The organism is Bacillus pumilus, assembly GCF_900186955.1.
GTDB classification, from domain to species: domain Bacteria; phylum Bacillota; class Bacilli; order Bacillales; family Bacillaceae; genus Bacillus; species Bacillus pumilus.
Genome location: NZ_LT906438.1, coordinates 3,273,130 through 3,298,865, shown reverse-complemented (window position 1 = coordinate 3,298,865; position 25,736 = coordinate 3,273,130). Strand labels below are relative to the sequence as shown.

22 protein-coding genes and 1 other annotated feature are annotated in these 25,736 nt (G+C 40.3%); of the genes, 13 read left to right on the top strand and 9 right to left on the bottom strand.

Annotation, left to right across the window (positions count from 1 at the left end):
* Positions 1 to 58 precede the first annotated feature (58 nt).
* Positions 59 to 1,852, top strand: coding sequence for a M3 family oligoendopeptidase (locus CKW02_RS17290; RefSeq protein ID WP_003212697.1), 1,794 nt, complete (start codon positions 59 to 61; stop codon positions 1,850 to 1,852).
* A 58-nt stretch (positions 1,853 to 1,910) separates the two neighbouring features.
* Here the strand turns inward: CKW02_RS17290 and CKW02_RS17285 are convergent, their stop codons facing one another.
* A complete protein-coding gene (locus CKW02_RS17285) occupies positions 1,911 to 2,666 on the bottom strand; it encodes an alpha/beta fold hydrolase (protein ID WP_095117959.1) in 756 nt (251 codons plus the stop codon).
* A 189-nt stretch (positions 2,667 to 2,855) separates the two neighbouring features.
* On the opposite strand from CKW02_RS17285, the gene CKW02_RS17280 reads away from it, so the two are divergent.
* From CKW02_RS17280 to CKW02_RS17260, 5 genes are all read left to right on the top strand, one after another.
* Positions 2,856 to 3,704: a YitT family protein gene (locus CKW02_RS17280; protein ID WP_003212797.1), complete on the top strand. Its 849-nt coding sequence runs from the start codon at positions 2,856 to 2,858 to the stop codon at positions 3,702 to 3,704.
* Between the two features lie 48 nt (positions 3,705 to 3,752).
* Entirely contained in the window at positions 3,753 to 4,088 is a 336-nt protein-coding gene (gene cccB / locus CKW02_RS17275) for a cytochrome c551 (protein WP_003212771.1), read from the top strand.
* A 380-nt stretch (positions 4,089 to 4,468) separates the two neighbouring features.
* On the top strand, positions 4,469 to 5,155 hold the full coding sequence (gene ftsE, locus CKW02_RS17270; protein ID WP_003213646.1) for a cell division ATP-binding protein FtsE: 687 nt from the start codon (positions 4,469 to 4,471) through the stop codon (positions 5,153 to 5,155).
* The gene (gene ftsX, locus CKW02_RS17265; RefSeq protein WP_034620145.1) at positions 5,148 to 6,038 is read left to right on the top strand and encodes a permease-like cell division protein FtsX; all 891 of its coding nucleotides are present in this window, start codon (positions 5,148 to 5,150) and stop codon (positions 6,036 to 6,038) included. The genes ftsE and ftsX overlap by 8 nt, the downstream gene beginning before the upstream one ends.
* A 111-nt stretch (positions 6,039 to 6,149) precedes the next feature.
* The gene (locus CKW02_RS17260) at positions 6,150 to 7,415 is read left to right on the top strand and encodes a murein hydrolase activator EnvC family protein (protein WP_003213367.1); all 1,266 of its coding nucleotides are present in this window, start codon (positions 6,150 to 6,152) and stop codon (positions 7,413 to 7,415) included.
* A 50-nt stretch (positions 7,416 to 7,465) separates the two neighbouring features.
* Here the strand turns inward: CKW02_RS17260 and CKW02_RS17255 are convergent, their stop codons facing one another.
* Positions 7,466 to 8,206 (bottom strand): sulfite exporter TauE/SafE family protein, encoded by a 741-nt coding sequence (locus CKW02_RS17255; RefSeq protein WP_003213751.1) that lies wholly within the window; start codon positions 8,204 to 8,206, stop codon positions 7,466 to 7,468.
* Between the two features lie 153 nt (positions 8,207 to 8,359).
* On the opposite strand from CKW02_RS17255, the gene ctpB reads away from it, so the two are divergent.
* The 3 genes from ctpB (at position 8,360) to CKW02_RS17240 (ending at position 11,762) form a co-directional block, all read left to right on the top strand.
* Positions 8,360 to 9,808 carry a carboxy-terminal processing protease CtpB gene (gene ctpB, locus CKW02_RS17250; protein WP_003213030.1) on the top strand — a complete coding sequence of 483 codons (1,449 nt, stop codon included), beginning with the start codon at positions 8,360 to 8,362 and terminating at the stop codon, positions 9,806 to 9,808.
* A 344-nt stretch (positions 9,809 to 10,152) separates the two neighbouring features.
* Positions 10,153 to 10,506 carry a swarming motility protein SwrAA gene (locus CKW02_RS17245; RefSeq protein WP_003212923.1) on the top strand — a complete coding sequence of 118 codons (354 nt, stop codon included), beginning with the start codon at positions 10,153 to 10,155 and terminating at the stop codon, positions 10,504 to 10,506.
* Positions 10,507 to 10,574: 68 nt separating this feature from the next.
* Complete coding sequence (locus CKW02_RS17240) at positions 10,575 to 11,762, top strand: PDZ domain-containing protein (protein WP_003212835.1); 1,188 nt, start codon at positions 10,575 to 10,577, stop codon at positions 11,760 to 11,762.
* A 10-nt stretch (positions 11,763 to 11,772) separates the two neighbouring features.
* On the opposite strand, the gene CKW02_RS17235 is transcribed toward CKW02_RS17240, so the two are convergent.
* Complete coding sequence (locus CKW02_RS17235; protein WP_003213136.1) at positions 11,773 to 12,138, bottom strand: winged helix-turn-helix transcriptional regulator; 366 nt, start codon at positions 12,136 to 12,138, stop codon at positions 11,773 to 11,775.
* Positions 12,139 to 12,367: 229 nt separating this feature from the next.
* Here CKW02_RS17235 and CKW02_RS17230 point away from each other — a divergent pair, with 229 nt between their 5' ends.
* On the top strand, positions 12,368 to 13,042 hold the full coding sequence (locus CKW02_RS17230) for an NAD(P)H-dependent oxidoreductase (RefSeq protein WP_003212634.1): 675 nt from the start codon (positions 12,368 to 12,370) through the stop codon (positions 13,040 to 13,042).
* Positions 13,043 to 13,132: 90 nt separating this feature from the next.
* Positions 13,133 to 13,357: a binding site (T-box leader), on the top strand.
* 75 nt (positions 13,358 to 13,432) lie between these two features.
* On the top strand, positions 13,433 to 14,782 hold the full coding sequence (locus tag CKW02_RS17225) for an amino acid permease (protein ID WP_003212968.1): 1,350 nt from the start codon (positions 13,433 to 13,435) through the stop codon (positions 14,780 to 14,782).
* A gap of 212 nt (positions 14,783 to 14,994) precedes the next feature.
* Here the strand turns inward: CKW02_RS17225 and CKW02_RS17220 are convergent, their stop codons facing one another.
* The 6 genes from CKW02_RS17220 to CKW02_RS17195 form a co-directional block, all read right to left on the bottom strand.
* The gene (locus CKW02_RS17220) at positions 14,995 to 16,410 is read right to left on the bottom strand and encodes a HAMP domain-containing sensor histidine kinase (protein WP_003213526.1); all 1,416 of its coding nucleotides are present in this window, start codon (positions 16,408 to 16,410) and stop codon (positions 14,995 to 14,997) included.
* Entirely contained in the window at positions 16,407 to 17,093 is a 687-nt protein-coding gene (locus tag CKW02_RS17215; protein ID WP_003213668.1) for a response regulator transcription factor, read from the bottom strand. Before CKW02_RS17215 ends, CKW02_RS17220 begins: the two co-directional genes overlap by 4 nt.
* Complete coding sequence (locus CKW02_RS17210) at positions 17,090 to 18,073, bottom strand: YncE family protein (protein WP_003213342.1); 984 nt, start codon at positions 18,071 to 18,073, stop codon at positions 17,090 to 17,092. The genes CKW02_RS17215 and CKW02_RS17210 overlap by 4 nt, the downstream gene beginning before the upstream one ends.
* A 276-nt stretch (positions 18,074 to 18,349) precedes the next feature.
* On the bottom strand, positions 18,350 to 19,684 hold the full coding sequence (locus tag CKW02_RS17205) for an MFS transporter (RefSeq protein WP_003213302.1): 1,335 nt from the start codon (positions 19,682 to 19,684) through the stop codon (positions 18,350 to 18,352).
* 40 nt (positions 19,685 to 19,724) lie between these two features.
* Positions 19,725 to 20,297, bottom strand: a complete 573-nt coding sequence (locus CKW02_RS17200; protein WP_003212647.1) for a TetR/AcrR family transcriptional regulator — start codon at positions 20,295 to 20,297, stop codon at positions 19,725 to 19,727.
* A gap of 90 nt (positions 20,298 to 20,387) precedes the next feature.
* On the bottom strand, positions 20,388 to 22,919 hold the full coding sequence (locus tag CKW02_RS17195; RefSeq protein ID WP_003212944.1) for a PEP/pyruvate-binding domain-containing protein: 2,532 nt from the start codon (positions 22,917 to 22,919) through the stop codon (positions 20,388 to 20,390).
* Between the two features lie 284 nt (positions 22,920 to 23,203).
* Here CKW02_RS17195 and CKW02_RS17185 point away from each other — a divergent pair, with 284 nt between their 5' ends.
* Both CKW02_RS17185 and uvrB read left to right on the top strand, forming a co-directional pair.
* A complete protein-coding gene (locus tag CKW02_RS17185) occupies positions 23,204 to 23,449 on the top strand; it encodes a CsbA family protein (RefSeq protein WP_003212837.1) in 246 nt (81 codons plus the stop codon).
* A 294-nt stretch (positions 23,450 to 23,743) separates the two neighbouring features.
* The gene (gene uvrB, locus CKW02_RS17175) at positions 23,744 to 25,729 is read left to right on the top strand and encodes an excinuclease ABC subunit UvrB (protein ID WP_003212686.1); all 1,986 of its coding nucleotides are present in this window, start codon (positions 23,744 to 23,746) and stop codon (positions 25,727 to 25,729) included.
* The last annotated feature ends 7 nt before the right edge of the window (positions 25,730 to 25,736 follow it).

The window sequence follows — 25,736 nt, the reverse complement described above, 5'->3', positions numbered from 1 at the left end:
GCCATACTGACTCTATATCCTTTGTATGATGAAATTAGCAAATAAAGGGGGAAATATTTTGGGATTAACAACATTACAAGAGACGTGGGATTTAGATGCCTTTTTTAAAGGAGGCAGCGCTTCACCAGAATTTAAAACATACTTGCAACACATTCAGCAGCTATTAGATGAATTACGACAAAAGGTCGATGCCTTTTCAAAAGAAGATACACACATTGAGAATAGGTTAACGTCTGTCCTTGACACGTATGAAACCACATATAAAAAACTGTCTCAAGCAGGTTCATTTGTTTCCTGTCTTCAATCTCAAAATACAAAGGATATGAAGGCTGGCAGTCTTCGAGGTACGATTGCTAAGCTGGAAGCTGATTTAGGTACCATTCTTGCGCTGTTTGATCAGGCGCTTGCTGCCATCTCTCCTGGAAAATGGGAGGATCTCATGAATTCAGAGGCCTTTTCAGATGTTCGTTACATATTAAATGAACGCAGAGAACGCGTGAAGGATCAATTGCCTGTTGAACAAGAAACATTGATTCAAAAGCTAGCCGTAGATGGCTACCATGCATGGGATGAGCTTTATTCTAGCTTAGTGAATAAGATTACGATTCCATTTGAACAACATGGTGAAACGCAGATGATCTCTGTCGGCCAAGCGGAAAATGCGATGGATGATTCAGACCGTGAAGTCAGAAAGGCTGTTTATCATAACCTAGAGCATGCATGGACGCAGGACGAACATCTATTTGCAAGCACGCTCAATCATTTGGCAGGTTTTCGTTTGCAAGTATATGAAGCAAGAGGCTGGGATCATATCTTAAAAGAGCCGCTTGATATTTGCCGGATGAAACAAGAAACCCTTGATGCCATGTGGTCTGTGATTGATGAACATAAGCAGCCATTCATTGATTATTTACATCGAAAGGCTGACATGCTTGGAGTGGATAAGCTAAGCTGGTTTGATGTTGGGGCTCCTATTGGCAGTGAGACCAAGATCTATCCGTATCAGGAAGCAGCTGCTTTTATTGTGAAGCATTTCGCTGGGTTTGGAGAAGAGCTTGCTGCTTTTACAGAAAAGGCCTTTAATGAGCGTTGGGTAGAAGCTGAGGATCGCCCGAACAAACGAGTAGGCGGTTTTTGTACAAATTTCCCTGACAGCGGAGAGTCCCGTATTTTTATGACCTTCTCAGGAAGTCCATCCAATGTGGCGACACTTGCGCATGAGCTTGGTCATTCGTTCCATCAGGAAGTGATGCAGGATGTTCGCATTCTTAATCGCAAATATGCGATGAATGTAGCTGAAACGGCGTCGACATTCGCAGAAATGATTGTGGCTGATGCTTCATTGAAAGAAGCGGCAAATGAAGAGGAGCGCCTCAGTTTGTTAGAGGATAAGCTGCAGCGGAGTGTAGCTTTTTTCATGAACATTCAATCTCGTTTCTTATTTGAACAGCGTTTTTATGAAGAGCGTAAACAAGGAGAAGTGCCGGCGGATCGGTTGAATGAGCTGATGGTAGAAGCGCAGAAAGAAGCCTTTGGTGACTCACTAGATGAATACCATCCGCATTTCTGGGCGTCTAAGCTGCATTTCCATATCACAGGTGTACCGTTTTATAATTTCCCGTACACATTTGGCTACATGTTCTCACTAGGAATTTATGCAAAGGCCTTGCAGGCTGGTACTTCGTTTGAAGAAAAGTACATTGCATTATTAAAGGACACAGCTTCAATGACAGTAGAAGATTTGGCCTTTAAGCACTTAGGTGTCGATCTTACCCAAAAAGACTTTTGGGAGGAAGCCATTAGCCTCGCTGTAGCAGACGCTGAAGAGTTTTTAGAAGCGACGAAAAAGTGAAAATGAAAAACCCCCATTACGGAAGCTTTAGATTGTTGACAAAGGGTTAAAATGATCTTTATTTTAGCCCTTTGTCTTCTTTATGGAGCTTTTTTGCTGGTTTTAGCCATCCAAGCATCGTCTGAACGATATCCTTTTGCTGTGTGAGGGCTTGAATGTCCGCTGGCTGATCACCTTTTTGTTTACCATACATGCCAAACTGAGCATGGTTCCCGCCTTTTATTTCATGATAAACGGTTTGAGACGGCAAATTTGTTTTCGATTGCTTGATTTTCTCTTGTGTCGCAAGTCCATCCTTTTCACCTGATATAGAGAGGACGTTCAAGGAGGATGATTTTAGCTCATCTGAAGCTGGATAAGACGCGAGAAAAAAAAGACCGTCGAGTTTGCGCTGGTTTTTTTCTGCAAACATAGCGGCGGCTGTTCCGCCTAGTGAATGACCGCCAATATACCAGTGTTTGATCGTTTGATGATCTTTTATGATATCTTGTGCTTTATTTGTATTAAAAATCGCAAACGAAAATGGCATGTCAGGGATAAAGACAGAATAGCCTTTTTTCATCAATTCATTCCCAATATAGGCGTACGAAAGTGGTTCTACCTTTGCTCCTGGATAGAGAATGATGCCCGTATCGCTTTTAGTTGATGCAAATGTATATACGTCGTTTTTATGTTCCACTTGCTCGATGTTCACTTGCTTTTTTAAAGCGGCAGATGGTCCGTATGTAAAGCGGCTCCATGTATAGAAAGCACCAAAAGCCAAAATGATCAGTGCAAGTAATGAAATGCCTGTGATCTTCAGTATTTTCTTCATCGCATGTCCCTTCTTTCTCATGTACATATTAAATATACCATCATTTGCTCCTATGCCAAACGGCAAGCACGCTGATCCGTTTGTGTGATAAAGTATTAATCCATTAGCACTGCATTTGGCTGTTATTTACATTCATAATTGGAGGGCTTAAAATAGGTGTGCATTCAGAAGTAACGGAGGAAGACAGACATGAAGCAGGGACATTCACAATTATGGATTGAAGCAAAAAATTACTTGTTCATTTTAATTGGATCAGCCATTGTGGCGATTGGATTTAATACGTTATTATTACCGAATCAGATTGCCGCAGGTGGTGTGAGCGGGATTAGTACGATTATGCAGTCATTCGGCTTTGAGGCGGCATATGTGCAGTGGGGGCTCAACATTCCGCTGTTTATCGCTGGCTTTTATTTATTAGGCGGTACATTTGGCGTGAAAACGCTCGTTGGCTCTATTTTCTTACCTTTGATGGTGTTTGTCACAAGGCATATTGCACCTGTGACACATGAAGCACTCTTAGCAGCTATTTTTGGCGGAGTGGTGATTGGGATCGGCATAGGGCTCGTGTTCCTTGGAAATGGGTCAACAGGTGGAACGGCGCTCGCTGCCAAAATCATCAATAAATATACAGGCCTCACGCTTGGTACCTGTTTAGCAATGATGGATGGCCTAATCGTTCTGGCTGCGATGACTGTTTTTGGGATTGAAGAGGGACTGTACGCTGTCATTGGTGTGTTTATTTCAAGTAAAACGATTGATGTCGTACAGGCCGGCTTCAGTCACTCGAAAATGGCGATGATCATTACAGGGCATGAGGATGAAGTCAGACAGGCAGTTTTTGATCAAATTGACCGTGGTGTCACAAAAATCTCAGCAGTCGGAGGATATACCGATCATGACCGTCCAATTCTAATGTGTGTCGTTGGACAGTCACAATTCACAAAGTTGAAACAAGTGGTGAAAGCAATCGATGCATCAGCATTTGTCATCGTAATGGATGCAAAAGAGGTGCTTGGTGAGGGTTTTAAAAGGGCGTAAACAAGGATATAATAGCGTTGACCAAATGATTGTAAGGGAGGGAAATTGATGCAAAAGAGCGGATTAATGATGCTGTTTGCAGCGATGATTCTTGTTCTTGCGGCTTGTGGAGGAAATTCAAGCAGCAGTGACAGTGACAAAGAAGGCAGCAAAAGTGCTTCAACTGTGAGCAGTGGTGAGGAAATTTATCAGCAAAACTGTATTGGCTGTCATGGGAAAGACCTATCTGGCGGAGGCGGACCAAGCCTGAAAGAAGTAGGGAAGAAATATAATGAAAGCCAAATTGCAGATATTGCACAGAATGGTAAAGGCTCTATGCCAAGCGGAATGGTAGATGAGAAGCAAGCAAAAGAAGTAGCAAAATGGCTTGCAGAGAAAAAATAAAACCTTTGTCTAATCGACAAGGTTTTTTTGTTTTTATATGTAGAAAAAGACTTTTGGATAGTATGAAAACGTATTATATTAAGTTTTATTTAAAAAATAAGGGTAAAAAGACATGTTTTTCGGTTTTAAATGTTGTTTTTACCTTTTAACGATAAGTTTTGAAATATAAATGTAATACCATTGCGTCGATTCATGACGTATAATTGGAGTTGTTGAAATTTAGACGATTCAATTTTTTCATCTTTTTGGATGAAAAGGACATAAATTGCTTGTACGTATCGAAGGGTATGTGCGTGACCATACATAACGTTTTTTGACGATAAGTGTCAAAACATCATGATAAGCTGTTAGTCAGCAATAAGAAAAGATTAGGTGATTACATGATTGAAATGAAGGAAGTCTACAAGATCTATTCTAACGGTGTAAAGGCGATCAATGGAATCAATGTCTCTATCCACCCAGGAGAGTTTGTGTATGTTGTTGGTCCCAGTGGTGCTGGTAAATCCACTTTCATCAAAATGATGTATCGTGAAGAGAAGCCAACCAAAGGGAAAATCTTAATTAATAGCAAAGATTTAGGCTCGATTAAGGAAAAAGAAATCCCTTACTTAAGAAGAGAAATTGGTGTAGTATTCCAAGATTTCAAACTACTTCCAACCCTCACAGTGTTTGAGAACGTGGCATTTGCTCTTGAAGTCATTGGGGAACAGCCTCATATCATTAAGAAAAAAGTGCTGGATGTACTTGATTTGGTACAGCTCAAGCACAAAGCACGACAATTTCCTGACCAGCTGTCTGGCGGTGAGCAGCAGCGTGTATCTATCGCTCGTTCGATCGTGAATAGTCCTGAGGTAGTCATTGCAGACGAGCCAACAGGAAACCTTGATCCAGACACATCTTGGGAAATCATGAAGACACTCGAAGAGATTAATAACCGAGGAACAACAGTCGTCATGGCGACACATAACAAAGAGATTGTAAACAGCATGAAGAAACGCGTCATCGCAATCGAAGATGGAATGATTGTGCGTGACGAAGCAAGAGGGGAGTACGGCATTTATGATTAAAACTCTCTCGCGGCATTTACGTGAGAGCTTCCGTTCACTTGGAAGAAACACGTGGATGACATTTGCATCAATTAGTGCGGTCACTGTCACATTGATTTTAGTTGGGGTTTTTCTTGTGATTATGCTCAACTTGAACAACATGGCATCGAACGCTGAAAAAGAAGTAGAAGTAAAAGTGTTAATCGAATTAACGGCGAATCAAAAGCAGCAGGATGAATTAAAAGCAGAAATTGATAAGATTCCTGAAATCAGTGATGTCAAGTACTCATCTAAAGATGACGAACTAAAAGCGCTGATTAAAAGCTTTGGTGAAAATGGACAATCCATGGGACTTGTTGATCAAGAAAACCCATTAAACGATGCGTTTATTGTGAAAACATCAGATCCACACGATACACCAAAAGTAGCGAAGAAATTAGAAAACCTAAAAGGTACGTATAAAGTAACCTACGGAAAAGAAGAAGTCAGCCGACTCTTTAATGTGGTTGGAGTGGCGCGGAATGTAGGGATTGCGCTCATTATTGGGCTTTTATTTACAGCCATGTTCTTGATCTCTAATACGATCAAAATTACGATTTTTGCTAGACGTAAAGAAATCGAGATTATGAAGCTCGTAGGTGCAACGAACTGGTTTATCCGCTGGCCATTCTTCATTGAAGGATTACTGCTTGGTGTATTTGGTTCCATTATACCGATTGCTCTACTGCTTGGCACATATCAATATGCAGTGGGCTGGGTGGCACCGAGAGTACAAGGCTCATTTATTTCCATGCTTCCATATAACCCGTTTGTCTATCAAGTTTCACTGGTCCTTCTTTTGATCGGTGCAATCATTGGTGTATGGGGAAGCTTGACGTCCATCCGTAAATTCTTAAAAGTATAAATCTATTTTTGATGGCAGCACTCGAAAGTTTGATAGAAGGTGTGACCGGTTGAACCGATTCATCCGGTCGACTCTTCATGCAGGCAGTTGTCATAGGAGGGGAATATCGTTTTGAAAAGAAAGCTGATGATGGCTGGAATGGCAGCGTTTATTGGAACAACGTGGCTATATATTCCAGGGAACGAGAATCGTGCATTCGCATACGAAGACCTAGATCAAAAACGTCAACAAATCGAAGAGAAAACATCAAAGACTGAATCAACTTTGAAGAAAAAGAAATCAGAGCTGGCTAAGCTTGAAAAGAAAGAATCCAAGCTCAAAAAAGAAATTGAAAAGATTGACCACAAGGTAAGTGCTGCAACTGAAAAAGTCGCTGAAAAAGAAAAAGAAGTCAAACAAACGAAGCAAGAGATCAAGAAACTAAAAAAAGACATTCAAGTCATCAATGATCGAATTGAAAAAAGAAAAGCTATTTTCAAAGATCGAATTCGTTCGATGCAAAAAAGCGGCGGTACGATCAACTATTTAGATGTGCTGCTGGGTGCTCGCAGCTTTAGTGATTTTGTCGGTCGTGTTGGAGCTGTTACAACCATTGTCGAAGCAGACAAAGACATGATTACAGAACATGAAAATGATTTAAAGCTGGTGGAGCAAAAAGAAGCAGAGCTAAATAATCAGCTAAGTGGACTTGAAACATCTCTGAAAGAGCTAGAAGAGTTGAAAAAGGATTTGTCTAAACAGCAAAAAGAAAAAGAAAAAATCTTAGGGAATGTAACAGATAAAAAGAACCATGCCCATGATGAATTAGGCAAACTTGAAAATGAACAAGAAATTTTAGCGAACCAAAAAGCGGCTGTGAAGTCTGAGGAAGCACGCCGCCAAAAGGAAGAAGCAAAGAAAGCAGAACAAGCAGCTGCTGAAAAAAGTGCACCTACACCTCAAAGTGGCGGTTCAGATCAAGTATCTGATACACCAGCAAGCAGCTCAGGCTTTATTAAACCAGCTGCTGGCCGATTCTCATCTGGCTTTGGCGGACGTTCTGGCGGAAACCACTACGGTTTAGATATTGCAGCAAAAGGCACAGTATCTGTCGTCGCAGCTGCATCTGGAACAGTCACGAACTCAAGCTACTCATCGAGCTACGGGAATGTGATATTCATTACGCATAATATCAATGGACAGACCTTTCAAACGGTATATGCCCACCTATCTACAAGAAGTGTGTCCACAGGGCAGAGAGTCGAGCAAGGACAATTCCTAGGATACATGGGGAATACAGGCCAGTCAGATGGTCAGCATCTCCATTTTGAAATTCATAAAGGATTATGGAATGGCGCAAAATCAAATGCAGTCAATCCAGCGCAATATATTCGCTAATCAAAAAGCCGATAACATCACGTTATCGGCTTTTCTTATTCTAAATAAAATTAAAATAACAGCAGTAAACCGGCAATAATAGGTGTTAACAGTACAGCCGATTTCAATAAAAGCTTCGGTGCAAGGCGTGTGAATTTTGCGCCAATATATGCGCCTAATACTGTTCCGATTAAAATTTGAATCAGCAAGATAAAATCAACATAGCCCTCTGTAATATATCCAATTCCACCACCGATGGAAATCGGAATAATGACAAGCATCGTCGTGCCAACTGCCTGTCGAATGGAAAGTCTCAGTAAAATCAAAAGTCCTACTTGGATAAATGGTGCGGACCCGATACCAAACATACCTGACAGCAATCCGGATACAAGTCCTAAAATAATACCCCTTATGAGCAGCTGACGTGAAGAAAGCGGCTGCTGCTCAGCTTCTTCCTTTAGAACAAATAATTTGATCATCATAAACACAGCGGATAAAAAGAGCATTCCGGCTGTTAAATAGTGCAGATTTCCTTCTGGAATAAAAGGAGCAATCTTAGCTCCTGCAAAGGAAGCCACACAAGCCAAAGCTCCGACAATCAAACCAGATTTCAGCTGAATATTCCCTTCCCTGTAGTGGCTGTATGCACCTGATAACGTCGTAAATGCCATTGCGGCTAAAGATGTCCCAAGTGCGGTATGGATAGGGATATCAAAAATTAACGTAAGCAATGCGATGACAAAACCAGCACCGCCTGCTCCTACAAATCCTAATAAAATTCCTAATAATAGCATCGTCAATATAATATACATAGCGAAGACTCCTTCTCGATCATAACAAAATAAAAATTACACCTAATAAAATAATTAGTCAAGCCTTCGCGGCAGAATGTCTTTACATGAAATCCCTTCTTCTGGCATATAATAACTCAGGTCATCAGGAAGAGTTGAAGAAGGAGGCCAAATATGAAAAAACAAATCGCATCTATTATGGCAAGTGTCGTTCTATTAATCAGTGCAGGGGTGATGACGCATAAAGAGGGAACTCATGCGGAGTCACCGCAAGCAGCTGCTGCAATGGCTGGACAAGCTCAATCAAGTGATAAGGCGAAAGAGAATGGGATGGAGAAAATTGAGAAAGCCTATGACCTTATTTCGAATGAATATGTAGAGGAAGTGGATCGCCAAAAGCTGCTTGAAGGCGCCATTCAAGGAATGCTTTCAACTTTAAATGATCCGTATTCAGTATACATGGACAAGCAAACCGCCAAGCAATTTTCTGATTCGCTTGATTCTTCTTTTGAGGGAATTGGGGCAGAAGTGGGGATGGATGAAGGAAAAATCATTATCGTCTCTGCCTTTAAAAAATCCCCTGCAGCAAAAGCAGGTCTAAAGCCGAAAGATGAAATCATCAGCATTGATGGCGAGTCGATGAAAGAAAAAAGCTTAAACGATGCTGTACTGAAAATAAGAGGGAAAAAAGGAACATCCGTCGCTCTGAAAATCAGACGAAATGGGATTGAAAAAGAGTTAACGTTCCAAATCAAACGAGAAGAAATCCCACTTGAAACCGTGACTTCCTCTGTGAAAGAGGTGAATGGTCATAAAACAGGCTATATCGCGATCTCAAGCTTTTCAGAAGATACTGCGAAGGATTTCACGTCAAGCCTGAAACAGCTCGAGAAAAAGGGCATAGAAGGTCTTGTGCTTGATGTGAGAGGAAACCCTGGCGGCTATCTGCAAAGTGTAGAAGACATTCTGAAGCACTTTATCACAAAGGATCAGCCTTATATTCAAATTGCAGAACGGAACGGCGACAGGAAACGCTATTTTTCAAAGCGGAAAGAACAGAAGCCTTACCCAGTTAATGTTTTAATTGATAAAGGCAGTGCATCCGCTTCTGAAATACTTGCTGGTGCTATGAAAGAAGCCGGAAAATATGAAATCGTCGGTGATGTCTCCTTTGGTAAAGGCACTGTGCAGCAGGCGGTTCCAATGGGTGACGGCAGTAACATTAAATTAACGTTGTATAAATGGCTCACGCCAAAAGGGAATTGGATTCACAAAAAAGGTGTCGTACCAACGATTGCGATTCATCAGCCAGATTACTTTACTGTAGGACCGCTTCAGCTGAAAGAACCACTTCAGCTTGATATGAACAATGAAGAAGTGAGACAAGCACAGACGCTATTAAAGGGATTGTCATTCGACCCCGGCAGAGTAGACGGCTACTTTGATGAAGAAACGAAAAAGGCGGTATTAGCCTTCCAAAGCACATACAATCTCGATAAATCAGGTGTAATTGATCTGAATACAGCGAAAATGATGAACAAAATGGTGGATGAAGTGAAATCCTATGAAAAAAATGATCTTCAACTGCAGACTGCACTAAAAGCACTATATCTTAAAAAATAAAGAGGCGAATAAATGCCTCTTTTTTTTGGTTCATAAGTGTCACAAACATGTAATAGTTTATTCTTAAAAATAAATTATATCGAGAAATATATTCATTTATTTTACAAAAAACATAACATTCCTTCGATTTTACCCGATAACATATTTATATAAGAGACTTTCTGTTGATTTAAACATGTCATGAAAATGAAACTTTTGAAAGTTGTATGTTACATAAATAATTCTTACAATATAAAGTAGCACTCATTTTAAATATTTTATTTTTTGCGGATATTCAGCTTGAGCATTAAGCTGTACCGAGGTTTGCGCTTTTCTTAAAAGAACTAGTAAATGGGGGTACACAATTGAAAAGGGCAAGTATTGTGAGAGAGAAAAAATATTACGAGTTGGTAGAGGAGCTTAAGAGTCGTTCGAAAGATGTGACGTTTTCCGCTACAAAGGCATTAAGTCTGCTCATGCTGTTAAGCAGGTACTTGGTCAATTACACAACGGTAGAATCAGTCGACGAAATCGATGAAGACTGTGCTGAGATATACTTCAATTATTTAATGGATAATCATAAGAGACTTGGTATAAACTTAACCGACATCAAGAGGTCGATGCAGCTGCTCGGCGGCATACTAGATGTAGATGTCAATCACTACTTAAAAGATTTTTCACTGTCCAATGTCACACTTTGGATGAATCAGGAGAAATAAACCTGGTGTCAAGCATCGATTTATTTGATAGAATAAGAGAAAATGCTTGACTTGGGCGGTGAACGATAATGAGCTCGGAGTGGATGGGAGCTGGATTAAAAGCGGTCGGTCTGTTTTTAATCCACCCTCTTTTTTATTTCATGATATTAATCAGCCTGTTACATGGCTACATCCGCGTAAAGCGGGAGAGAAAAGCGTTTCAAACAAGAATAGAAGATGTATACGATGAACTTAAATTTACATATTCAAAAGGATGGATTCTAGGGATTTGCCTATCCGTCATTTCAGTAGGCTTAGGGATTGCCCTCCCACCTGGATTCATCGTGCTGATTGCAGCGATGACCATCGTTTGCTCTTTATTCTTTAAGACGAGTGCGCTTTCGTCTGCATACACACTCGGTTTCAGTTTTATTGCGGCACTAGGACTCATGTATGTCCAAGTGAGTCATTCATGGCTGCCGCAGCTCTCAATGATGAATGCATCAGCCGTTGTTATTCTGCTAGGTCTTTTATTAATGACCGAGGGGATTCTAGCCTATCGAACGGCGCATTTACGAACATCGCCTGCAATGGTGATGAGTGCGAGAGGACTTTTGATTGGCCAGCAGCGGGCAAACCGTCTGTGGCTTTTACCGCTTGTTTTGCTGATGCCGGCAGGTGAATTTACTTCTTCTCTGCCATGGTGGCCGGTGCTTCAAGTACACGATCAAAGCTTTTCATTTATTTTGATTCCATACATCATCGGTTTCGGGCAGCGGATTCAAGGATCGCTGCCAATTGTGAGCATTCAAATTACGGCACGGCGTATTCTCATACTTGGACTCGCTGTTGCTTTACTAGGTGCTGCAAGTATTTGGTTTACGCCGATTGCATGGGCAGCTGTATTGATAGCGATTGCCGGAAGAGCTTTCCTTTCATGGAAACAGAGAGTCAACGACAATGCGGCTCCATTCTACTTCTCTAAGCGTAATCAAGGGCTAATGGTGCTGGGAATCATTCCGAATACACCTGCAGCTGATTTAAAGCTTGAGATCGGAGAAGTCATTACAAAGGTGAATGGAATTGAAGTCAAAACCGTTTCGGAATTTTACGAAGCCCTTCAAACCAATGGTGCTCTGACAAAGCTTGAGATCATTGGCTTGAATGGTCAGACAAGGTTTGAGAAACGCGCTTCTTACGAAGGGGAGCATCATCAGCTTGGCATCCTGTTTGTGAAGGATGATCCACAGCAAGAATCAACGGCGATTTCATCATAAAAAAAAGCTGCTAGAGATGGCAGCTTTTTTCTTTTGGGCGCGCTTCTTTTCCATAGGATTCGCCCCATTCACGCATAGCGAAGATGATAGGCTTTAACGTATCTCCTAGAGAAGTGAGTGAATATTCGACACGAGGAGGGACCTCCTCATAGACTTCTCTGTGAACAACGCCGTCTTGTTCTAGCTCGCGCAATTGTAGCGTAAGAACACGCTGAGAAATTCTTGGCAGAAGCCGGCGTAATTCGTTGTATCGTTTTGGACCGCAAGTCAAATGATAAAGGATCACTCCTTTCCATTTTCCTCCTATTACACTAGAGGTGGTTGAAACGGGACAGCCATGATTGACAATACTGACTGGATTGGATGGTGCACTCATTTTTACACTCCTTTCTAAGACGAAATGGGTGATAAACGAACATGATTGTACCTAACGAACAAAAATGTGCGTACTTGAATCAAGGGAAGCTTTTCTTTTACCATAGAGATATCACATCACACATTCGGGTTGTTTGTTTTCTTATCATAACAATTTCTATATGGGAATGGAAAGAAATTGGATTGATGAAACTTCACACCCTAATCGGTCAGTAGAAAGGATGAATCCCATGCGAGACAAAGAGCAATTAAAAAAAGAAATCATTGAGGCGTATGAATTCCGTCATGCGACAAAAGAGTTTGACCCGGCGAAAAAGATTCCAGAAGATGACTTTGCGTTCATTTTAGAGACAGGAAGACTTTCGCCAAGCTCTGTCGGATTTGAGCCTTGGAAGTTCCTCGTCGTTCAAAATGAAGCATTTAGAGAGAAATTAAAAGAATGTACATGGGGTGCGCAAAAGCAACTTCCAACTGCCAGCCATTTTGTGATCATTTTGGCAAGAACAGACGCCCGGTATGATTCACCATATGCAGAATACATCAACAAGGAAATCAAAGGAATGACAGACGAAACGTTTGAGATGGTAAAAGAACGCTACAAACAATTCCAAGAGAATGATCTTCATTTGATGGAAACTGACCGTACGCTCTTCGATTGGGCTTCCAAACAAACGTATATTGCCCTTGGAAATATGATGACAGCCGCGGCACAAATCGGCATTGATTCATGCCCTGTTGAGGGATTCAGCTACGATGAAATTCATCGTATACTTGAGGAAGAAGGATTACTTGAAAATGGTCAGTACGACATCTCTGTCATGGCTGCCTTTGGGTATCGAGTCATTGAGCCAAAGCGCGGCAAAACGCGTCGTCCAATGGATGAAGTAGCCGTTTGGATTCGTTAAAAGAAAATGTCTGAAAAAGGCTGTTGACAATTGCGTGGTTAGTCAGTATATTTAAAAAATAAAATCTTTTATAAATAGACAAATTGACTATAAAACGCTTTGACTTGAGAATAGTAAATGAATATCCGTTTTTTAAGAGAGCTGCGGGTTGGTGCAACGCAGTAAAACGGATCATTGAACTCGCTCAAGGAGCGGCAAGACTGAATGAATAGTAAGTCTTTACGTGTGACCTCCGTTATCGGGTTTCAAGTTGGATTCAGCTATGTCTGAGTCAATAAGAGTGGTAACGCGGTTGCAAGGTCAGTCGTCTCTTCAAGGAGATGACTGGCCTTTTTATATGCTTTTATCTTATATTTGTCTGAAGATTCAAATTTAAAGGAGCTATAGAAAATGGAAAAGGAACATGTGCAGTTAAAACGAACAATGACGTCAAGGCATATTATGATGCTCGCACTTGGCGGTGCCATCGGTGCTGGTCTGTTTAAAGGAAGCAGTTCTGCCATTGATATCGCGGGTCCTGCTGTCATTTTGGCATATATGATTGGTGGTCTTATTTTATTATTTATTATGCAAGGACTTGCCGAAATGACAGTTGCACGACCTGGCGCTAGAACATTCCGTGATTTAATTGAACCTGTGTTAGGCAAATACCCAGCCTATTTCCTAGACTGGATCTATTGGAAAATGTGGGTGTTGAACATTGCAGCAGAAGCGATCGTGTCTGCAATCTTTATTCAGTACTGGTTCCCACAAGTACCGATTTGGACACTTGTGTTAATCATTTCACTTGTTGTGACATTGATCAATGTTTGTTCAGTCAAAATGTTTGCTGAAACAGAGTACTGGTTAGCTTCTATTAAAATTGCTGTCATTCTTTTATTTATTATCATTGGGTTAACGATGCTGTTTGTCTCATTCGGACAGCATGCAGCACCGGGATTATCTAACTTAACCGAACACGGAGGATTTTTCCCGAATGGAACAGGCGGCTTAATTGCGGCAATGCTGGTGGTCGTGTATTCATATGGCGGAACTGAAATGATTGGGGTTACATTAGCAGAAACGAAAAACCCTGAAAAAGTCATCCCAAAAGCCATTCAAAGTACATTTGTACGAATCATCGGTTTTTATGTACTTCCGTTCTTCATCATCGTCAGCTTAATTCCTTGGAATCAAGTAAACAATGAACAAGTGAGCCCATTCGTCACGGTGTTTGCAACGATTGGTGTGCCATATGCAAGTGATATCATGAACGGGATTATTTTATTAGCGATCTTGTCTTCTATGAACTCTGGTCTGTATGCTTCTTCAAGGGTACTATTTACACAGGCAATGGATGGCCGTATATGGAAGGGCTTTTCGAAGCTGTCGAAACAGCAGGTGCCAGTCAGAGCGATTCTAGTATGTACATCTACTTTGTATGCAGCCGTATTAATCTCTCTTTTTGTAGGAAGTCAAACCTTTAATTATTTAATGGGATCTTTAAGCTACACGGTCTTATTCATCTGGTTTATTATTGCTGTCGGGCATTTAAAGTCTCGAAGCGTAGCAGCACCAGGAGGATATCGCGTCAAGCTGTATCCTTTCACAACATGGTTTTCTGTCATTGCAATCATTGCCATTTTTATCGGCGTAGTATCAACAACTCCGATTGTCCAAACCTTGGTCACAATGGGTATCTATCTCATCATTACGCTTTCTTTCTTCATCAATAGAAAACGGTTTGAAACAGCTGTTTAATTTAAAAGCGTGCAGGACTCTTGAAGAAGGTCTCGCACGCTTTTTTAAATGCAGTTTTATTGTTTGAACGAAAGCAATCGACTATCCTTTTGAAAGGAATTGATGCATAAAAGTAGATGATCAAAAAGGGGCTGAAAATAGTTGTTCAAATTTAGGCGACTGATGCGTATATTTGGATGAAACGAATGACCTTACCTAAAAAATCTAATTGATTATATCGTATGCAGGTCTTCATCGATTGGAGTATTTGGCAGCTGGATGATGGCTGTCGTACCGTATCCTGGCTCAGATTGAATATCGAACGTGCCATGATGTTTTTTCATGATTTGATAGACAATAGCTAGTCCAAGACCTGAGCCGCCATCTTTTCTCGTACGTGCCTTATTTACTCGGTAAAATCGCTCAGAAACATGTGGAAGGTCTTCTTTTGGAATGCCGTTGCCCTCATCTGTCACTCTCAATTCAGCTTTATGTTGGTGAACTAGTAATTCAATCGAGACCGATTTTCCAGAGGGAGTGTAATGAATGGCATTGTCCAGTAAATTACGAACCACTTGTTGCAGCCGATCGCTATCGCCATACACAATACAATCCTCATCAAGTGTCCGTTTCAGATAAATGCTCTTTTGATTAGCGATAAATGCCATTTGATCAAGAACGTCATGAATCAGCTGAGCAAAGACGATTGGCTCCATCGTTAGTGGATAAGAATCTCCTTCTAGCTGTGCAAGGTCTAAAAGATCATTCACAAGCCGGCTTAAACGTGCGGCCTCATCCTGGATGATGTGCATTCCTTTTTTTTGATCAATGATCCCTTCTTCAATACCTTCAGCATATCCTTTCATATAACTTAGCGGAGTTCGAAGTTCGTGAGAGACATTCGCAAGAAATTCCCTGCGGTGCTGCTCAACCTTTTCAAGGGTAGAAGACAGTTTGTTAAAAGAGCGGCTCAGCTGGTTTAATTCATCTCCGTTTTTGGTCACAGCCATCCGTTTTGAAAAATCACCAGATTCCATTTCCATCGCAATTTCTTTCATTTGATTAATTGTCCGAACGACTTTATTGGAGCTTTTATATCCGATAAAGAAAATCAGGAGCAGAATTAATAAAATGGATATGCCAAGTGTCAATCTGATTTGGACAAAGGGTTCATATACATCCGATAAGGGCATGGATAGAAAAATTGTCCCTGATAGCTCATCTTTGCTTGAAAAAACAGGGATGGCGATGCCAAGAATATCTTGATGAAACTGTGAGTGTTCTCTAATCAACACGACGGTTTCCCCTTGAAGGAGCTTTTGGCGTTCCTTAAACGTAATGAGGTTATCATTTGTGTTCGTATCAAAAGGAAGACCACTTGAAAGCTCCATTGGGTCATCTGTAAAAATAATGTTCGCCTGACTCGAGTCGTTAGCCCATTTTATTCTATCGGTAAAATACGTATCTTTCCCGTGTTGATGATAGATTTGTGCCAGCTTTTCACCTTGTAAACTTAAGGAATCAATCTGCTTATCAACATATAAGTGCTGGTATAAGTAATAGGTGAGGGCAAGAGCTGAGGCAGCAACGATTCCGGTCACTACAAGGATTAAGAAGAGCACTTTCTTTTTAATCGATAAAGGCTTCATTCTTCCTCCTCAAACTTATAGCCGACACCCCAAACGGTTTTTATATGCCGTTCCGCTCCCTTTAATTTCAGTCTCAGCGTTTTGATATGTGTATCGACTGTTCGTAATGAGCCACTAGTAGAATGTGATTCCCACAATTTTTGATAGAGCTGTTCTCGTGAAAACACTTGGCCTTGATTGAGTAAAAGAAACATGAGCAAATCGAATTCTCTTCTAGTTAAATTAATGGGCTCCTGATGGATATAGACTTGTCTACCATCCTGATCAATCTCTATGTCACCAAACTGTATGCGGCTGCGCTTTAGCGAAAGACCTCTAATTCGTCTCAAAGTTGTTTCAATTCTTGCTGCAAGCTCACGTAGACTGAAAGGCTTCATGATGTAGTCATCCGCACCAATTTCTAGGCCTCTAATTCGATCCTCCTCATAACTTCTAGCTGTTAAGAATAAGATGGGGATTTGAGATGTTTGCCTGATACGCTGGCAGACTTCAAATCCATCCATATCAGGCATCATGATATCTAGTACTACAAGGTCAACGGGTTCCTTTTCAAGCTGACGTAAGGCATCCATTCCATTACTAGCTGTGATGATGTGAAAGCCTTGTCTTTTTAAGAAGGATCCGATTAACTCAAGCATATCGAACTCATCGTCTACAATTAAAATATGCATTTGTTCTTTCATTTCTTTTCCTCCAACACGATAGCATAAGGTCCTGATGGGACATTCAGTCGATTTTTCATCATGAATGTATGTTTATCGATAATTGATACTGAATTGTCATCTAAGTTACTCACATATATTGATGTGGTATCAGCGGTGATATAATTCGGATTTTGACCAGTTTCAACAGAAGCAAGCTGCTTATTCGTCTCTGTATCTACTTTGTATAGCGTATGATCTCCATGACAAAGTACATATAAAGTAGAAGAATTTTTCTCTGAAAAGAATGCAACAGGCATAACGCCTAGTTTTATTTCTCGCTGCTTTTTACCTGTTTGAGGGTCGTAAGCAAAAATGCTCTTATTTAAGGTGCCTGGTTTTCCGTGACCACCGATCCAAATGGACTGTCCATCAAAATGAATACCAGATGGTCGTTCAAGTACAGAGAACGTACGTATATGTTTTTCCTTCTCAATATCTATAACAGAGACAGTATGACTTTCTGCATTTAAAACAAATAAAGTACCTGACGGAGAAAGTGTCATAGAAGAAGGTAACTTTCCGGTCTTCACAGTTGCTTTTATTTTTTTACGCTGCGTATCAATAAAATAAACGACGTTTTTCTGCGAATCTGCTGCAATTAAGGTGTGAGAAGCTGCATCATATGTAAGGGAAGTCAGCCCTTTATTCACATCCATATAATCTGTTGCTGTACCTTTTTTTAAATTAATTTCGATAAGCGATTCTCCTTCTTTACTAGTTGCGATGATGACGTCTTTGTTGATTTGGATAAGATCAGTGAGCGGATGTTTTAAATCAACGGAAGAGATCATTTTATTCTTTTGTAAATCAACTATTGAAAAGGAGGCTTTTTTTAATTGAGAGATGACCGCGATCGATTGAGAGCTGTCAGGTGGAGTAAATTGCTGGTCTTTTCCACAGCCTGACAGGAATAACAATAGAGCTGATAAATAGATCACAACATATTTTACACGTTCCATTCTTCCGCTCCTTTGCGTCCTCTATTTTCAAAAAGCATACCACAAAAATTGTGAAAAAAAATCGAAGTTATCAATGCTGAAAGAGATGAAAAACAGATTTTAGGTGAATGAATGAGGACAATTCGATTTAAAGTTCCTTTTTTGTCTAGTCATGTGGCATTTTTTCCTCTTTAAAAAAGGATTTTCAATATTTGATTCCTGTGCCAGCTATAGCTTACAGTGATAAAAATAATGAAAACTCCCCCGCTCTAAATCGCCATAGAGCGCAGGGAGTGATTAGGCAGAATGTCCAGATGATGGAGAGGTAGATTTCGTTTTGACGCGTTGGGATAAAAGGAAGCCAAGGATTCCTGCGCCCATTAATACAATAAATAAAGATTGAAAACCACTCATGATACCAATCAATGTCGACGAAATGATACTGCCAAAATATCGAAAGGTTGAGAAAATACCAGATGCCGAACCAGTTAAGCTTTGATCAACAGCTGTTAAAGAAGCCATCTGCATACTTGTCATACCAATCCCTGATGAAATTCCACCTGCGACTAGTGTCACGATAAGCAGTGGTAAGGTTGGGTACTGACTCAGTGTAATTAACATGATGCTTGATAAAGTAAGGCAGAGAAATGAAAAGCGAATCATTTTTTTCGCGCCTTTTTTTGGATGGAGTCTTGCGCCTAATAAACCGCTAAGAGACATACAAAGAGAAAATATCGATAGAATCATACCGCTTTGTGTATGAGAAAGCGCAAGTTGTTGTTCCATAAACAGCGGCATAATGAGAAGGATGGCATACATCACAAAATTACTTAGCATGATCGACAGATTCGCATTTGTAAATGAACTGTTTTTAAATAGGGATAAATCGATAATTGGATTCTTTACTTTCCGTACATGTTTAAAGAATAAAGGAATGACAATCAATGCTAGAATGCCATAAATTAAATATTCATTTAGTAGCTGGCTTTTTGAGCATAGAATGATTGTGGCAATTCCGATGGTTAAATACAATGAACCGATCATATCTACCCTTGCATGTATGCGTGTATGCTTTATGTTTGGAATGAGCAAGACGCCGGTGACTAGTGTAAGAAACAGAAATGGAATATTTACTAAGAATATGGAATGCCAATCAAAACTCTGAATGAGAATCGATCCAATAAATGGCCCAAGTGCGGCACCAATACCAGCACCAAATCCAAAGTAACCCATTGTTTTAGATAGCTTTTCGGGTGAGACTGTTGCACGAATCAAAGCAATGCTATTCGGTGTTAAAATAGCCCCGCCAGCTGCTTGAATGGAGCGAAAGATGATGAGAAATGCTAGATTAGGTGCTAAAGCACAGCCAATCGAGCCGATTAAAAAGAGTGTCACTCCGGTTAAATACATGCGGCGGTGTCCATATATATCTCCTAACTTACCAGCGATAGGCTGTGTGACCGCCATGACAATAAGATAAATCGTGACAACCCAAGTAATGTTTGAAATGGATTGATCATAATAAGTTGATATGGATGATAAAGCGACTGCGATCATCGTTGAGTTGACCGGAACTAGTATAGCTCCAAGTAACAAAGAATAGATGATCAAATTCTCTTTTTGCAATTTCAATGTGTATACCACCTTTTGTAAAAAAGAAGAATTCCACCCTTTAAGCGGGAGAAATTCCTCTCATGAAAATGTGTGTGTATGTCTCAATAAAATCATCTTTTTGTGTTAATACGAGCTGGAAGTCTTGCTCAAGCTGCTGAATAAAAAAACCGAAATACGTACTAATGAAAATGTCTGCATAAATGTCTTCTTTTCCTTTTAAGACATGCTGCAAAGCACTCATCTTTTTGAAGTATTGTATCAGCATTTCCCTTAGTTCTTGAGGATAAATTTTTTCATGACTGGTCAGATCTTTAAACATAGCCGGTTCTCGCATGCTGATATAAATGAATTCTTTTTTTGAAGTTAAATGTTCAAGGATATAAGAACCGAGAAACTTTAAATCGGTGTATAAATCCCCTTTAAATTCTGCTTCTAAGGTTTTCGTCGGCGTTGATTTCATTTTCATAATGGCAGCAATAACGCCGCGTTTGTTTTTAAAGTTGCGGAAAATTGTTGCTTCACTGACATTCGCTTTTGTGGCTATTTCTTTTGTTGTGGTTTTTTGATAGCCCTTTTCAGTCAATAAATCCATTGTTGCACGAATGATTCGTTGATTTGTAGATTTTAACAAGCATACTCACCTCAGGTTATGAATGTGTTTGCAACAAAGTAAGTATACCGATAAAACCTATGACCGCCAATATGATCCAAAACGATAAAGTTAGACACGTGCATGCTGTTTTAATATCTGAATGCGTCCATTGCTTCCATCTACTGTCACAAGGTCACCTGATTGAAGTGTTTCAGTCGCTATTCGGGTTCCTAGGACAGCTGGCATCATATACTCTCTAGCGATAATAGCTGAATGAGACAAAATGCCTCCAGCATCGGTGATGACTGCTTTTGCATCTCTAAATAAGCTCGTCCATAAAGGTGTGGTTGTTTTGCAAACTAAAATATCATCCTTTCGAAATTGAGAGAATTCCTCAGCACATGTAATGACTTTTACTCTTCCAGAAACAATGCCGCTAGATGCGCCAATTCCATAGATCATATCGCTTGTATTGTTTTCATTTTCTCTTAATGAACCGAGCATTCTTTCTACTTGCTGCAATTCAGCTTCAGTTGGGGTACCCATATAAGCTGGTGGTTGGATGGCTTCATTATCTTTCATGTCAATTTTTCTTTGTGCGATGACCGTATCAAATGATGTAGAGGTTGTGAGCGCTGTGTGTACCTCCTCATCGTAGAGGTACCATAGATCTTCTGGATGAGGAATCGCTCCTTTTTGTACAAGAAGTTCACCAATTTTTAATAGATATACCCTGGCTTTAGCATCTAACATGGCATCAATGTAGAAGTGGTGATCGTCACGGATATTAGCAGCCTGTAGAGCAAATTGATAAAGTGTCTCAAATTTCGTTTTAAACGCTTCATCCTTCACTTGGCTCATAAAATGTTCATATGTCTCTTGTCTTTTGATGACGGCTTGTGCAAATTCTTCATCAAAATCACATTGGTGTTGAATGTTGTTTCTGATGATATCTAGTATAAACTCAGGGTTTTCCGCCCATGTCTCCTCCGTAAGATCATGACTTTTAACAGATCGCCAGCCATAGACTTGAAGAAATTCCTCTAATTCCGAAATGAAGTGTCTGCCTTTTTCCGATTGAGTGAGTGCATCAAGCAGCTCTGGGTTCTTTTCATGCTTCATAAACGCTTGATGAAGTTCAGTATCTTGAAGGACACTCTTTGCAAAATCAGATAGCTTCTTGTCTGTTTCAAGAGATTTGTTCATCACGCCTATCATCATCTCATGCAGCAGGATCACTTGTGATTGATCACCAGTATACGTCACAAGCATGTCTTCAATCATAGTCGATAAAATGACTTGAGGTATGACAATATCAAAATGATCATCGTATGCTTGTATATAAAAAGTCTTTAATTTTTCGAAGCCGACGATGGCGTCTTCAATGGTCATCGGTTCCTTCATTTGGCGATCGAGTTTTTCATAAAAGGGAAAGAAATTTTTCTCTAAAATCTCATACATACGTTCACTTAAATGTGGAAATAACTCAAATATGCTCTCATCAAAAACTGGTGCAGTTTCTGCACTCGCTTCAGGCAGGGACGGTGATGAATACAGGTGACCTCTATAAAGCTTGATATCTTTAATATTCAGATCAGGCACTTGATATTTTTCACCATTTTTCTTCATACCGCTTTTTAATGCTGGGATGATCAGACTTGAAAAGAGAGGACTTGTTGGGCCCGGCATATGATCGTCCATTGAGATCCAGAAATCCTGCAGCTCGTCTGGCTGCATTTGAAAAGAAGCGCCCGCTGTCTCATCTGCTGCTTTTGAGAGGGCTGCAGTAATCGGCCTGGCTTGAAGTAAATAAAATGTGCCATTTGCTATTCCAAATTCGATATCGACGCTATGACCATAAAGTGTTTCTACTTGTTTGGTGATTTGCGTGATTTCTACTAATTGGTCATCATTCAGGCAAAACTGACCAGCCATTTCCTCAGTTACTGATTGTTCAATGACACCTTCTTGATAAGGTACAATTTGCAGTTCTTTCGTTCCAAGTGATTTTTCAATAGAAAGTGTCTCTTTGTCTACAATAAATGTGTCTGGTGTCACAATCCCGGAGACGATTGCTTCTCCTAGTCCGTAGCTTGCTGTGAGCATCATTTCATTTGTTTTTCCTGTTACGGGATTTTCACTAAAGATGACACCGGAGACGTCAGAATGGATCAATCCTTGAACGACAACAGCCATGAGCGGCATCTCTTCCTCGTTTTCACCCATCTCTTCCTTATATTCTGTCACTCTTGCTTCAAAATAAGAAGACCAGCATTCTTTGACAGCCTGTAAGAATTCTTCATTTGTTTTGATATTTAAATAGGTCTCGTACTGTCCTGCAAATGAGGCGCCTTCGAGATCTTCAGCAACAGAAGAGGATCGAACTGCAACTGAGGGATAAGTCTTCCGCAATGATTGAAAGGACGAAAGGAGTTCTGCTTCCATTTGAGAAGGGAACGATGCTTTTTTGATTTTGTCAGCAAGGTTTTGTTCAGTTTGGTGCAGGTTGTGATATGAAAGAAAGCTTGAAAAGCTGTTGGTTTTGATAATAAATCCATCTGGGACTGGCAGGCCGTGATTGTTTAATTTGATTAAATTCAGGCCTTTTGCCCCTGCGAGTGCTGCGGATTCTTCAGCCGCATGAAATAAAACTGAATACATGGGAATGCCCCCTTATCCAAATAGCCAATGGTTTGTCTATCTCTCTATTGTTTTTAAAATGATAGTGCGCACTATCATTTTAATCATAGGATTTATTGGATGTTACTGTCAAAGACGGAAAGACCTATCTTTACAAAGGGGACATTCTCACTAATTTCCTTCTATATCTATAACAAAAGTCTCCGAACAGAAAGAAAAATAGGTGAAATTGAAAACTGTGAATTGTTCAATATGCCAATCTTTACTATAATCAAGGGAGTAGACCAAGAAGAGGGAGGGTTTTTGTGATTACAAAAGCCATATTTGCACTTGTTTTTCCTTTCCTGCTCGTTATTTTATTTTCAAAGGTTACTTATAATCATTATGTGGGCATTGCATTAACAGCAGCGCTTTTATTTGCCTCGTACATGAAGGGCTATACAGAAACCTACTTTATTGTGGGATTAGATATCATTTCTTTAGTAGCTGGGGCATTATATATGGCTAAAAAAGAAATTGAAAAGAGAGAAAAGGCTGAAAAAAATCATTGATATCATCATCAAGAGCATGTTAGGCAGAAAGATGACGTTTTATAAGCTGTGCTTACGAATTCTAGTGAGTGCAGCTTTCTTTTGTTCTCTTTTTCTGCTCATCGAATATCTCTCACCAAAATGTTCCATACTGAAAGGAAGGTTTTCGCAAGAGGGTTATTTGGTATTGAAGAGAGGGTATGACTGTATTGGAAATAAAAATCAAGTAAGAGCCGAACTTTAGTTCGTATTTTTGTGTTCTTTTATGATAATATATTCATTAGATAGATTTCGTAACGAAACGGAGGCTTTGATGTGAGTGACCGCTTTGAATTAGTTTCTAACTATCAGCCCCAAGGAGATCAGCCGAAGGCAATTGAAAAGCTTGTTGAGGGTATCCATCAGGGGAAACAGCATCAAACGCTGTTAGGTGCTACAGGTACGGGAAAGACCTTTACTGTATCCAACCTGATCAAAGAAGTGAACAAACCGACACTTGTCATTGCGCATAACAAGACACTTGCCGGTCAGCTATACAGCGAGTTCAAGGAATTTTTTCCGAATAATGCTGTCGAATATTTTGTGAGTTACTATGATTATTACCAACCAGAGGCGTATGTGCCTCAGACTGATACATTTATTGAAAAGGATGCCAGCATCAATGATGAGATTGATAAGCTGAGACACTCCGCTACGTCCTCGTTATTTGAGCGGAGAGATGTCATCATCATTGCCAGTGTCTCCTGTATTTATGGCTTAGGTTCGCCAGAGGAATATCGAGAGCTTGTGCTGTCTTTACGTACTGAAATGGAGATTGAACGAAATCAGCTTCTTCGTAAGCTGGTGGACATTCAGTATTCTCGTAATGATATAGATTTTCAGCGCGGAACCTTCCGAGTACGAGGAGACGTCGTTGAAATTTTCCCTGCTTCACGTGATGAGCATTGTATCAGAGTGGAGTTTTTCGGTGATGAAATTGAACGTATTCGTGAAGTGGATGCACTGACTGGAGAAATACTCGGTGATCGTGAGCATGTTGCTATTTTCCCAGCATCTCACTTCGTCACAAGAGAAGAAAAAATGGAAAAAGCGATTATTAATATTGAACAAGAGCTTGAAGAGCAGCTCGAAAAACTTCGAGATAATGAAAAATTGCTAGAAGCGCAGCGTCTTGAGCAGCGGACAAGATATGACCTTGAGATGATGAGAGAAATGGGCTTTTGTTCAGGAATCGAGAACTACTCAAGGCACCTGACCTTGCGTCCTTCTGGTTCAACACCTTACACATTGCTTGATTATTTCCCAGATGATTTTATGATTGTTGTCGATGAGTCACATGTGACAATACCGCAAATACGCGCGATGTACAACGGGGACCAAGCAAGAAAGCAAGTGTTGGTTGATCACGGATTCCGTCTGCCTTCAGCACTTGATAACAGACCGCTCACCTTTGATGAGTTTGAAAAGCATATCAACCATATTGTACATGTATCTGCCACTCCTGGTCCTTACGAGCTTGAGAAAACCCCAGAGGTTGTGGAACAAATTATTCGTCCAACAGGTTTACTTGATCCAATCATTGAAGTGCGTCCGATTGAAGGGCAAATTGATGACTTAATTGGAGAAATTCATGCGCGGGTTGAGAAAAATGAACGTGTGCTTGTGACGACGCTGACGAAGAAAATGTCTGAGGATCTTACAGATTACTTAAAAGAGATCGGAATCAAAGTCAATTATCTGCATTCAGAAATTAAGACCCTTGAGCGGATTGAGATTATTCGCGATTTACGTCTCGGAAAATATGATGTGCTTGTGGGAATCAACCTTCTTCGTGAAGGACTGGATATTCCAGAGGTCTCGCTCGTGACGATTTTAGATGCAGATAAAGAAGGCTTCTTACGCTCTGAAAGATCCCTCATCCAGACGATAGGCCGTGCAGCGAGAAATTCGGAAGGCCGGGTCATTATGTATGCAGATAAAATGACCAAATCAATGGATATTGCGATTCAAGAAACGAAGCGAAGACGAGAGCAGCAAGAGGCGTATAATGAGAAATATGGAATTACTCCGCAAACCATCCATAAGAAAATCAGAGATGCCATTAAAGCAACAAAGATACATGAAGAATCGGAAGAATATGAAACAAATGCAGCACCAAAGCTGTCAAAAATGAGCAAAAAAGAACGAGAAAAAGTGATCGAAAAGGTCGAGATGGAAATGAAAGATGCAGCAAAAGCGCTTGATTTTGAAAAAGCAGCAGAATTAAGAGATCTATTGCTAGAGCTAAAAGCGGAAGGATGATTGCCTG

Bases quoted from the DNA above. Each gene is read 5' to 3' on its own strand.
- CKW02_RS17240 (WP_003212835.1), top strand. From the start codon at position 10,575: ATGAGCTCGGAGTGGATGGGAGCTGGATTAAAAGCGGTCGGTCTGTTT.
- CKW02_RS17210 (WP_003213342.1), bottom strand. From the start codon at position 18,073: ATGGAACGTGTAAAATATGTTGTGATCTATTTATCAGCTCTATTGTTA.
- CKW02_RS17235 (WP_003213136.1), bottom strand. From the start codon at position 12,138: ATGAGTGCACCATCCAATCCAGTCAGTATTGTCAATCATGGCTGTCCC.
- ftsX (WP_034620145.1), top strand. From the start codon at position 5,148: ATGATTAAAACTCTCTCGCGGCATTTACGTGAGAGCTTCCGTTCACTT.
- CKW02_RS17215 (WP_003213668.1), bottom strand. From the start codon at position 17,093: ATGAAAGAACAAATGCATATTTTAATTGTAGACGATGAGTTCGATATG.
- CKW02_RS17225 (WP_003212968.1), top strand. From the start codon at position 13,433: ATGGAAAAGGAACATGTGCAGTTAAAACGAACAATGACGTCAAGGCAT.
- CKW02_RS17255 (WP_003213751.1), bottom strand. From the start codon at position 8,206: ATGTATATTATATTGACGATGCTATTATTAGGAATTTTATTAGGATTT.
- cccB (WP_003212771.1), top strand. From the start codon at position 3,753: ATGCAAAAGAGCGGATTAATGATGCTGTTTGCAGCGATGATTCTTGTT.
- ftsE (WP_003213646.1), top strand. From the start codon at position 4,469: ATGATTGAAATGAAGGAAGTCTACAAGATCTATTCTAACGGTGTAAAG.
- CKW02_RS17230 (WP_003212634.1), top strand. From the start codon at position 12,368: ATGCGAGACAAAGAGCAATTAAAAAAAGAAATCATTGAGGCGTATGAA.
- ctpB (WP_003213030.1), top strand. From the start codon at position 8,360: ATGAAAAAACAAATCGCATCTATTATGGCAAGTGTCGTTCTATTAATC.
- CKW02_RS17220 (WP_003213526.1), bottom strand. From the start codon at position 16,410: ATGAAGCCTTTATCGATTAAAAAGAAAGTGCTCTTCTTAATCCTTGTA.
- CKW02_RS17285 (WP_095117959.1), bottom strand. From the start codon at position 2,666: ATGAAGAAAATACTGAAGATCACAGGCATTTCATTACTTGCACTGATC.
- CKW02_RS17280 (WP_003212797.1), top strand. From the start codon at position 2,856: ATGAAGCAGGGACATTCACAATTATGGATTGAAGCAAAAAATTACTTG.
- CKW02_RS17195 (WP_003212944.1), bottom strand. From the start codon at position 22,919: ATGTATTCAGTTTTATTTCATGCGGCTGAAGAATCCGCAGCACTCGCA.